7 protein-coding genes and 1 pseudogene are annotated in these 9,420 nt (G+C 67.6%); 2 read left to right on the top strand and 6 right to left on the bottom strand.

Features of this window, described 5'->3' with window-relative positions:
- From HMPREF3165_RS13690 to hisN, 3 genes are all read right to left on the bottom strand, one after another.
- Positions 1-2,037: tetratricopeptide repeat protein (locus HMPREF3165_RS13690; RefSeq protein WP_256274910.1), on the bottom strand; the 2,037-nt coding region annotated here is incomplete at its 3' end.
- Positions 2,038-2,275: 238 nt separating this feature from the next.
- A complete protein-coding gene (locus HMPREF3165_RS03690) occupies positions 2,276-3,112 on the bottom strand; it encodes an undecaprenyl-diphosphate phosphatase (RefSeq protein ID WP_070510910.1) in 837 nt (278 codons plus the stop codon).
- A gap of 401 nt (positions 3,113-3,513) precedes the next feature.
- The gene (gene hisN / locus HMPREF3165_RS03685; RefSeq protein WP_003786930.1) at positions 3,514-4,407 is read right to left on the bottom strand and encodes a histidinol-phosphatase; all 894 of its coding nucleotides are present in this window, start codon (positions 4,405-4,407) and stop codon (positions 3,514-3,516) included.
- Positions 4,408-4,678: 271 nt separating this feature from the next.
- Between hisN and HMPREF3165_RS14000 the strand changes: the two genes are divergently transcribed.
- Positions 4,679-6,001 carry an NAD(P)H-dependent oxidoreductase gene (locus HMPREF3165_RS14000; protein ID WP_020991727.1) on the top strand — a complete coding sequence of 441 codons (1,323 nt, stop codon included), beginning with the start codon at positions 4,679-4,681 and terminating at the stop codon, positions 5,999-6,001.
- Between the two features lie 93 nt (positions 6,002-6,094).
- Positions 6,095-6,589: a GNAT family N-acetyltransferase gene (locus tag HMPREF3165_RS03675; RefSeq protein ID WP_070510908.1), complete on the top strand. Its 495-nt coding sequence runs from the start codon at positions 6,095-6,097 to the stop codon at positions 6,587-6,589.
- A gap of 82 nt (positions 6,590-6,671) precedes the next feature.
- Here HMPREF3165_RS03675 and HMPREF3165_RS03670 read toward each other — a convergent pair whose 3' ends face one another.
- The 3 genes and pseudogenes from HMPREF3165_RS03670 to fecE all read right to left on the bottom strand — a co-directional run.
- Positions 6,672-7,223 (bottom strand): NAD(P)H-dependent oxidoreductase, encoded by a 552-nt coding sequence (locus HMPREF3165_RS03670; protein WP_070510906.1) that lies wholly within the window; start codon positions 7,221-7,223, stop codon positions 6,672-6,674.
- Between the two features lie 46 nt (positions 7,224-7,269).
- On the bottom strand, positions 7,270-8,292 hold the full coding sequence (locus HMPREF3165_RS03665) for a zinc-dependent alcohol dehydrogenase family protein (RefSeq protein WP_070510914.1): 1,023 nt from the start codon (positions 8,290-8,292) through the stop codon (positions 7,270-7,272).
- Positions 8,293-8,575: 283 nt separating this feature from the next.
- Positions 8,576-8,713, bottom strand: a pseudogene (gene fecE, locus HMPREF3165_RS13680) (Fe(3+) dicitrate ABC transporter ATP-binding protein FecE); the annotation flags it as partial.
- Positions 8,714-9,420: the final 707 nt, after the last annotated feature.

Raw genomic sequence — 9,420 nt, 5'->3', positions numbered from 1 at the left:
GAACAGACGGATGGCCTCGTCGAGCCTGCCGGCGTCCCGGTAGATGCCGGCGAGTTGATTGCGTGCGCTGAGGGTGTGTGGGTGGTCGGGACCTGCGAGACGGGTGAACTCCTCGAGGTTCTCCTGGTTCAGGGTGATGGCTTCGTCCAGTCTGCCCGCTTCCCGGTAGGCGCCGGCGAGGCGGTGGCGTGAGGCCAAGGTTTCGGGATGGTTGAGGCCCAGGACGCGGCTGACATCGTCGAGGTTCTCCTGGTAAAGGGGGATGGCCTCGTCGAGCCTGCCCGCATCCCGGTAGGTAGCGGCGAGGTTGTTACGTGCGGCCGAGGCGCCGGGGCTGTCGGCACCCATGATGCGCATGGCGTCTGCGAGGATCTGCTTTTTCAGGGTGATGGCCTCGTCGAGTCTGCCCGCTTCCCAGTAGGTGTCGGCGAGATGGTCACGCGCGGTGAGGGTGCTGCGGTGGTCGGGGCCCAAGACGCGGCTACGGCCGCTGAAAACCTGCTCGTACAGGGTGATGGCCTCCTCGAGCCTGCCGCTCGCTCTGTAGGCGCCGGCGAGGTCGAAACGTGAGGTCAGGGTGCGGGGATGGTCGAGACCCAGGACGCGGATGGAGTCCTCGAGGATCTGCTCGTACAGGGCGATGGCTTTATCGAGCCTGCCCGCATCCCGGTAGGAGCCGGCGAGACTGTTGCGTGAGGTGAGGGTGTCGGGGTGGTGGGGGCCCAAGGCGTCGCAGGCCCGGGTCACGGAGTCAGTGAGGCAAAGGGCCAGCTGCGACATCCCAAGGCTGGTCGCGTAGTGTAGTGTCTCGGCGAGCTTTGAAGACACCTGTGGCTCAGAATACAGTGAATGAGAGTAGTCCTGTGATGTGACTGAGAGCAGCTGCTCGATGAGATGGTGGGTCTCGTGTCGCCGCTGTTCAGGATTCTCTAGGCGATCTACGTCAATCCCGCTGAGAACTGATGCGGCGCACGTACGCGCCTCACCGAGCTTCTTCTGATCATTCAGGTAGGTTTCCCGATACACGTGTCCCTGGAGCCAGTGAATGAAGGTCTTGTCGCCGTCGCTGGATTCTTGGATGACGGAAGCACTCTTCAGAACAGACAGAGTGTCGCGTACTGCGTCGGAGTCGCCGTCGAGCGCCAAGAGCCAGTGAGTCGGCACTCCGGAAGCAGCCAGGAGGGACAGCGCGCCGAGGAGCGATACGGCGATCCTCTCCTGCTGAGGATGCTTGGATCTGAGCTGCTCCAAGACCTGTTCATAGGCCATGAGCAGTGCGATGCCGACGGCGTCGGGGTAGTTGGCACCCTCGAGGTGACTCATGCTTGACTCGAGCGGGTGATGACTGAGCCTGTCAAGGTAGCCGGATAAGGCGTATCCACCCTGTTGTGCTGTCGCGGCGGCTTGGGTAATGGCGACAGGCACGTCGTCCAGCGCATCCGCGATCCGGTCAGCTGCTTCGCGGTGAGTGTCGCCGGTACGCTCGCACAGGAGGGAGACCGACTGCTCCCGATCGAAGGCGCCCACCGCCAACCGCAGCCACCCTAGGCCGTCCCAGTCGAAGTGACGCGGGGTGGTGATGAGGACCCGGACTCCAGCGCCCTCGGGGATGAGGTCTCTCAGGTCGTCGGGGTTCTCCACGTTGTCGAAGACGAAAAGGCGGTCCGCCGCCTCTGCTGAGCGCAGCTGATCCAGGAGGCGCTGAACAATGACCTCCAGAGGAATGTTCTTCGGTGCGTCGATACCGATCCGCAGTGCGAACTCGTAGAGACCGGCAAGGATCTCCTTACGTGAGGCCGCATGAATCCAGGCGACAAGGGGCCAGCCCTCCTCCTCGCACCTGGCCGCAACCGCAGCGGCCAGCTGAGTTTTGCCGCTTCCCCGCATCCCCGTCAGAACCGTGCGAGGCTCGGAGTGAGCGAAGACGGCGTCGAAGAGCTCATCCTGTCCCTGCCGCCTGACGAAACCTGCGGCGAGCACGGGACGACTTCCGAAGCGAATTCTCGTAGGAGAAGCGGGTGGGTGGCGAGTGGTCATGCTACGAATCTCCCCGACGTCCTTAGCCGACGTCCTCAGCGGCCAGTGAGTCTGCGCGTACCCCAGGGGTGGCCATGGCGCTTATCGTACAAGCGGACGACGCCGCTGGAACAGGATTCGTGCGGCGTCGGATCTCGATGCTGAGGAGCACAGAAAACACGTGGGGCAACGGAAGAATCCGTTGCCCCACGTGAAGAATGCCGGCGGAGGTGAACTGAGATCGGCGGCAAGGGCTCCGTCAGGCGGCGATGGTGCCGGCGGAGACCAGGACGATGATGATGAGGCCCAGCAGCACGCGGTAGACGAGGAAGGATGTGAACTTGTTGGAGGACACGAAGCGCAGCAGCCAGGCGATAGTCGCGTAGGCGACGACGCCAGAGACGACGGTCGCGATGATGGTGGGCGTCCAGCCCACGGTGTTGCTGATAGTGCTGGCCTCCGTTGCGGCCTCCAGCAGTCCGGCCGCGACCAGGGATGGGATACCCATGTAGAAGGACAGGCGCGTGGCCGTCACCCGGTCGAACTTGAGGAAGAGGCCGGCGGAGATCGTCGCCCCGGAGCGGGAGATACCGGGGAACACCGGGGCCAGGGCCTGGAATGCGCCAATGATGAGGGCGTCCTTGACGGTCACGTCTTTCATGCCCTTGGTGAGGTTCTGCTGGTGGTCGGCCAGCCACATGGCCCCCGACCAGATGATGAGGGCTCCGGCGATCACCCACAGGGAGCGGACCGGCCCCTCGATGAAGTCCTTGAACAGCAGTCCGACGGCGGCCACCGGGATCGATCCCAGGATGATGCCCCAGCCGAGCGTGTAGTCGGGGTCCTGGCGGGCGTGCTGGTTGCTCAGTCCCCTGAACCAGGCGGTGACGATGCGGACGATGTCGGCCCAGAAGTAGATGATGGCGGCGATGATCGCACCGACCTGGATGACGGCGGTGAAGGCGGTCATGCCTGCGGAGTTGATCTCGTAGCCGAGGAGCTTCTCGACGATGTTGAGGTGGCCGGTGGAGGACACCGGGAGGAACTCAGTGATGCCCTCGACGATGCCGAGGAGGATGGCGTGCAGCCAGTTCAAAGGGACTCCTGGGGTGGATGGATAGTGGACTCACGGCAGGTTACCGGCGCACGGGGTGGGGGAACGGCCGGGTCACTGTGGTACCCGCCGCAGCGGTGGCGGTTCAGCCGCGCGGCGACACCGGGGCAAAGGCCCAACTCTGCGGCCGCATATCAGTTTGTATCCCTTTTATAACGTCGGATGCGGGACAAGTCCAGCCCGTACGACCTCGGCGTGTGGCCCCGAGGAGCGGCTGCTTCCGTCGTGCGGTGTCCAGTAGCGCCCCGCCCTCGTGCAGCGTGGGCTACCCCTTACCCAAAGTGTCTTGGCTCACTTTTGTGCGTTTTAGATCTTTTAGATCTTTTATAACTTCGGGGCGCACTGGTGTCCAGCAGATGGGGTTGCGGCTCAAGCGGGCCGGCTCAGTCCGTCTCGGCGCTCAGGTGGTGCAGGGCGACGTCGTGCAGGAGCGAGTTCGTGGCCACCGCGTTGCCCCCGAAGGGGCCGGGCTCGCCGTCCAGGGAGGTGAAGCGCCCGCCCGCCTCGGTGACCACGGGCACGAGCGCCGCCATGTCGTAGAGCTCGAGCTCGGGCTCGGCGGCCAGGTCGACGGCGCCCTCGGCCACGAGCATGTAGGACCAGAAGTCCCCGTAGGCGCGGGTGCGCCAGCACGACTGCATGAGCCCCAGCATCCCGCGCAGCCGCTTGGTCTGAGCCCACCCCGACAGCGAGGAGTAGGACATCGAGGCCCGGGTGAGGTCGTCGACGCCGGACACCGACAGCCGTCGCGCCGAGCTCAGTGAGCGCCCGGTCCAGGCCCCGCCGCCGGACACGGCCCACCAGCGCCTCCCCAGCGCGGGGGCCGAGACCAGCCCGACGACGCACTGGCCGTCCTCGATGAGGCCGATGAGCGTGGCCCACACCGGCACGCCCCGCACGAAGTTCTTGGTCCCGTCGATCGGGTCGATGACCCACTGGCGCGAGGAGTGCCCGGTGGTGGGCAGCTCCTCGCCCAGGACGGAGTCGCGCCCGCGCGCCCGCCCCAGCTGCTCGCGGATGACGCGCTCGGCCTCCTTGTCGGCCTCGGTGACCGGTGTGAGGTCCGACTTGGTCTCCACGGTGAAGTTGCCGGCGTCGAAGCGGGCCAGGGTGAGGCTGTCCACCTTGTTGGCGATCGTGTGCGCCAGGTGCAGGTCATCGCGCCAGCGCCGCTGCTTGGCCGGGGGAGCCGTCAGCGCGGGCTGCGCCGCTGCCGGTGAGGGCGCCGCGGGCGGTTCCGGAAAGACGGGGCGCTGTGGGCGGGGAGTCTCGCTCATGGCACCACGGTAACGGGGGAGCGGGCTCGGTGAGACCCCACCGTCGTCGGGCGCGCCACCCGGCAGGCCGCCCGGCGTGTGCCGAGTCGTTATCTCGCCGTGAGATTCCTGGCGGCGTCAGAGGTGTGCGGGAGGTGTGGGAGAGGGATGGTTTATTTCCCGTTATATTGCGGAAGAACGGCGTCAGTCATCGCGCGGATAGGTGTCTTCGATTTGGCGGGCTGTTATTGGTTCGTTACGCTGACGAGTATGACCCAACCCGGGAGGCTCAATGCAGCATAATGCCGGTTTTACCAGGGATGACGTCGTCACAGCGGCCCTCGAGATCGGTGTGGACCGGTTCACGATGGGCAAGGTGGCGCGTCGGCTCGGGGTGAGTGCGGCTGATCTGGGACGCACCGTCAGCTCGCGCGACGACCTGCTCGTGGCTTGCCTGGAGCGCGTGTCCGCCGACGTCACACTGCCCCCCACCGGCCTGAGCTGGCAGGACTACCTGCGCCGGCTCTCCGACTCGCTGTGGGACGTGCTCGACGCCCATCCCGGCCTGGACCACACCCTCATCAACCTGGCCTGGGCCTACGTGCCCTTCATGTCCGTGGCCAAGCGCGCCCACAACGCCCTCGTCTCCGGGGGCCTGCGCAGCGAGGACGCCTACCTGGCGCTCAACTACACCCTCTCGACGGTTCTGACCGCCCACCAGCAGGCGGTCGCCATGGCCGAGACCGTCGAGTCCGACCGTCAGCCGGGCCGGAGCGAGCGCGGCATCGACGTCGCCACCCGCATGTGGGACGAGCGCTTCGGCGACTCGAACGCCGCCCTGGGTATGCGTGGGCCCCATGAGCTGCACAGTGGCGACGACGCCGACCGCGTCCCCTTCCGCCCCAAGGAGTCCTGGCTGGACCGCGGTGCGATGGCTCCCAAGCTGGAGGTCATCATCGGCGGCTTCTCCGGCCTGAGCGACGTCCTGTCCGGCGCCGGGAGCCCCGGCGCCTCACGGGGGCCATCCCCCGCTTCACAGTCCAACGACACCAGGGAGTCCTCCGTGAACACTCTCGTTCTCGTCTTCCACCCCAACATCTCCGAGTCCCGGGTCAACAAGGCCCTCGGGGCCGCGGCGGAGTCGCTCGGCGGCAACATCACCGTGCGCTACATGTACGACCTCTACCCCGACTTCAACATCGATGTGGCCACCGAGCAGGCGGCTCTGCTGGGCGCCGACCGCATCGTGCTGCAGTACCCCATGTACTGGCTCTCCTGCCCGCCCCTGCTCAAGAAGTGGCTCGACGACGTCCTCACCTTCGGTTGGGCCTACGGCTCGACCGGCACGGCCCTGCACGGCAAGGAGCTGCTTCTGGCCGTCAGCGTCGGCGGCGCCGGCAGCGCCTACGGCCGCGAGGGCGCGCACATCTACACGATCCACGAGTTCCTGCGGCCCATGCAGGGAACCTCGCGAGTCATCGGCACCAAGTACGCGGTGCCCTTCCTGTCGGTGGGCGCCCTGGAGATCACCGATGAGGCCATCGCCCGCCGGGCGCAGGACTACGCCGCGGTCCTTCAGACCCCTGAGCTCCCGCTGCTCGACATCTTCGGCTGAGGTCCTTCAGCGGTCCTGAGCTACTGGGTCCCCGTCGGCGTAATGACCGGCGGGGACCCGGCGTATCTGTGGGGAGCGCCGTAGGATTTCGGCATGGTTGAGATCGTTGCGTACCGGCCGGAGCAGCGTCAGGCGCTGCTGGACCTGTCCCTGCGTGCCTGGGCTCCGGTCTTCCCGCTCATGGAGCAGGACGTGCCCGCCTTCGTCTACCGCTCCTTCTACCCCGAGGGCTGGCGGCAGCGACAGTTCTCCGATCTTGCCGAGGTCCTCGACGGCGAGCCCGACGGCGTCGACGTCGCCGTTGTCGACGGTCGCCCGGTGGGCTGGGTGTGCACCCGTCTGCATCCCGAGGACAGGATGGGGGAGGTCTATATCGTCGTCGTCGACCCCGACTACCAGCGTCACGGCATTGGCCGTGCCCTCATGAACCACTCCATGGAGCGGGCCCGGGCCGCCGGGATGGCCATGGTGATGGTGGAGACCGGCGGGGACCTGGGGCACGCCCCGGCCCGCGCCACCTACGAGGGGCTCGGCTTCCAGCGCTGGCCGGTGGCGCGCTACTTCAAGGACCTGGCCGACGGCGACTGAGACACCCGTGAGACGCCCCGAGGGCCCAGACCGGCGAACCGGCCTGGGCCCTCGGGCATGTGGACGCTGCCTGCTGGCGGACTCAGCCGCGGAGGTCCAGAACCGGCAGGCTCGTGGACTGCAGGGTGGCGGCGTAGTCCTCGGCCCGCTGGGCCAGGGCCTCGTCGGTGATGGTGAGGGTCCCGGTGGTGGTAAAGGGCTTGAGGTAGGTCATCTGGACCATGTTCGCCGTCGCCTGGAGGGGCCGCAGCAGCTCGGTGAGCGTGTAGCCGTAGGAGGACTCATGGCTGTAGGCCTCGCCGGGGCCACCGGTGCTCACAGCCACCAGCAGCTCCTTGTCGGCCAGGGCCTTGCCGGTCGATCCGTAGGCCCAGCCGTAGAGGAGCACGTCGTCGAGCCACTGCTTGAGCAGGGCGGGGGTGGAGTACCAGTACATGGGGAACTGGAGGACGACCCGGTCGGCGGCCTCCAGGGCGGTCTGCTCGGCGGCGACGTCGACCTTCTGGTCGGGGTAGAGGTCGTACATGTAGCGCACGGTGACGTCGTCTCCGAGGGCCTCGGCCTTGGCCGCCAGGGACCGGTTGGCGCGAGAGGTGGACATGTCGGGGTGGAAGACGAGAACGAGGGTCTTCATGAATGCTCCTGTTGTCAGACGATGATGGTGGGGTGTGCGGCTCGGATCAGGGCTCCAGGAGCACCTTGATGGCGCGGCGCTCGTCCATGGCCTTGTAGGCCTCTGCGGCCTCCTCCAGGGGCAGGCGCAGGGTGAAGACCTTGCCGGGGTTGATCTCGCGCTTGAGGATGCGGTCGATGAGGTCGGGCAGGAAGCGACGCACGGGCGCGGGGCCGCCCAGCATGTGGATCTCGGCGAAGAAGAGCTGGTCGCCGGGCAGGGAGACGCCGTGCGCCACGCCCACGTAGCCCAGGTGCCCGCCGGGGCGGCAGGAGGCGATGGCCTGCATCATCGAGGTCTGGTTGCCCACGGCCTCGACGACGCCGTGCGCGCCGTATCCGCCGGTGAGCTCCTTGACCTTCGCGGCGCCCTCGTCGCCACGCTCGGCGATGACGACGTCGGCGCCGAACTCGCGGGCGAGCGCCGCCCGGTCCTCGTGACGGGAGAAGGCGATGACCTTCTCAGCCCCCAGGGCCTTGGCGGCCAGGACTGCGGACAGGCCCACGGCGCCGTCGCCGACCACCGCGATGGTCTTGCCGGGGCCGGCCTGGGCAGCGACGGCCCCGAACCAGCCGGTTCCCAGGACGTCGGAGGCGGCCAGCAGCGAGGCGATGATCTCGGGGTCCTCGGGCTTGCCGCCGGGAACGACGACGAGGGTCCCGTCGGCCAGGGCCACGCGCGTGTACTCGGCCTGGGTGTCCCCGATGAAACCGCCGTTGGCGCAGCGCGACTGGAAGCCGTCCTCGCAGATCTCGCAGGTGTTGTCGCTCAGGCAGAAGGAGCCGACGACGAAGTCGCCGACCTTGACGCTGGTGACGTTGTCGCCGACCTCGACGACGGTGCCCACGTACTCGTGGCCCATGGGGCGTGCCTCCTCCACCGGGGAGATACCCCGGTAACGCCACAGGTCCGAGCCGCACACGCAGGCGGCCTCGAGCTTGACGACGGCGTCGGTGGGCTCGATGACGTGGGGGACCTCGCGGTCCTCGACACGGACGTCGCCGGCGGCGTGCATGACGACGCCACGCATGGTGGTGGGCAGGGCGGGAGCAGAAGCAGTCACAGGTATGTCCTCACATCAGTTCTGGTTGATATGTGAAGACTAGGTGCGGGCCTCGGCGCGGGTCCACCGCCCCGCAGGTTCTGTCAGGACGACCCTGCGGGGCCGCGGGGGACCGGTCCTGGTTGGTGAGGTTGGTGTGTATCGGCCCGAGAGCAGGCGAAGACCGGTGCCGGCGAGCGGGCAGCGATGCTCGCGGGCGGTCGCGGGTGATCGCGCTCGGCCGAAGCCGGGGCGCGGGCAGCGCCGTTCCCTACCCGGTCTTGCTGCCCGACGCCGTGTCCCGGGTCTTGCGCGGAAGAGGCAGAACCAGCGGGGTCCCGGTGAGTGGGTCGGAAATGACCTGGACCTTCAGGCCGAAGACCTCCTCAACCATCTCCGCGGTGACGACCCACCGGGAGTCAACGTGTCCGGTGGTTGCCGGACGGGGGCTTCACCTGGGTGGCCCGTTCCGCCCTGAAGCGGCGTGTGAGTCTGGAACCGCCCCGTGGTTCGCTGACCGGAGCCGGTCCTCGGGGTCTCGCCTGGGACGCCCAGGCCGCCCCCGCGGGTGCCTCGTTGTGGCTGCGTGATGGTTGGTGGAGTCCTGCGAGGTCAGGTGACACCAATCCACTGCAGGTCACGCAGCCACGATGACTCTCCTTGGCCTCGGTCGAGGTCGACGGTTATGGGCTGGGTGACGCGAGAGGTGCCGACTCCCCAGGGGAGTGCGGGGAGTCCTGTTTCGGGGTTTTCCACAGGGTGTGTTCGGGGTCTGGTGCGGGGGTGTTGGGGCAGGTAATGTCAATGCACCGTCTGGACGGGCAGTGTCGCCCGGCCGGGCGGGGTGTGAGTTGTTTAGGTGGCGAGGAGGCTTCCGTGATGAGTACGTCCCTACGATCCCCCAAGCCCACAGGTGCCCGGCGGCCAGTACCCGGCCCCGGCCAGCGGAGAGCGTCGGAGGCGTATCTCCCTGCACGCGACCATGAAGCCCCTCTGGGTCGCGGTGGCCTCGACGGGCGCGTGGAGCGGACGGCTCTGACGGAAGGACCGGAGCGGTCGGGCGGGTCGGTTCCGTCGAGGCGCAGACCCCGCCCAGGGACAGGTCTCGGGTGCCGG

Source organism: Actinomyces sp. HMSC08A09 (genome assembly GCF_001807465.1).
In the GTDB taxonomy this organism is placed as follows: domain Bacteria; phylum Actinomycetota; class Actinomycetes; order Actinomycetales; family Actinomycetaceae; genus Actinomyces; species Actinomyces oris.
This window is presented reverse-complemented; position numbering and strand designations above follow the sequence as displayed.

Excerpts from the sequence above, each read along its gene's own strand:
- hisN (WP_003786930.1), bottom strand. The coding sequence starts at position 4,407 with ATGAGCGAGACTCCCCGCCCACAGCGCCCCGTCTTTCCGGAACCGCCC.
- HMPREF3165_RS14000 (WP_020991727.1), top strand. The coding sequence starts at position 4,679 with ATGCAGCATAATGCCGGTTTTACCAGGGATGACGTCGTCACAGCGGCC.
- HMPREF3165_RS03675 (WP_070510908.1), top strand. The coding sequence starts at position 6,095 with ATGGTTGAGATCGTTGCGTACCGGCCGGAGCAGCGTCAGGCGCTGCTG.
- HMPREF3165_RS03670 (WP_070510906.1), bottom strand. The coding sequence starts at position 7,223 with ATGAAGACCCTCGTTCTCGTCTTCCACCCCGACATGTCCACCTCTCGC.
- HMPREF3165_RS03665 (WP_070510914.1), bottom strand. The coding sequence starts at position 8,292 with ATGCGTGGCGTCGTCATGCACGCCGCCGGCGACGTCCGTGTCGAGGAC.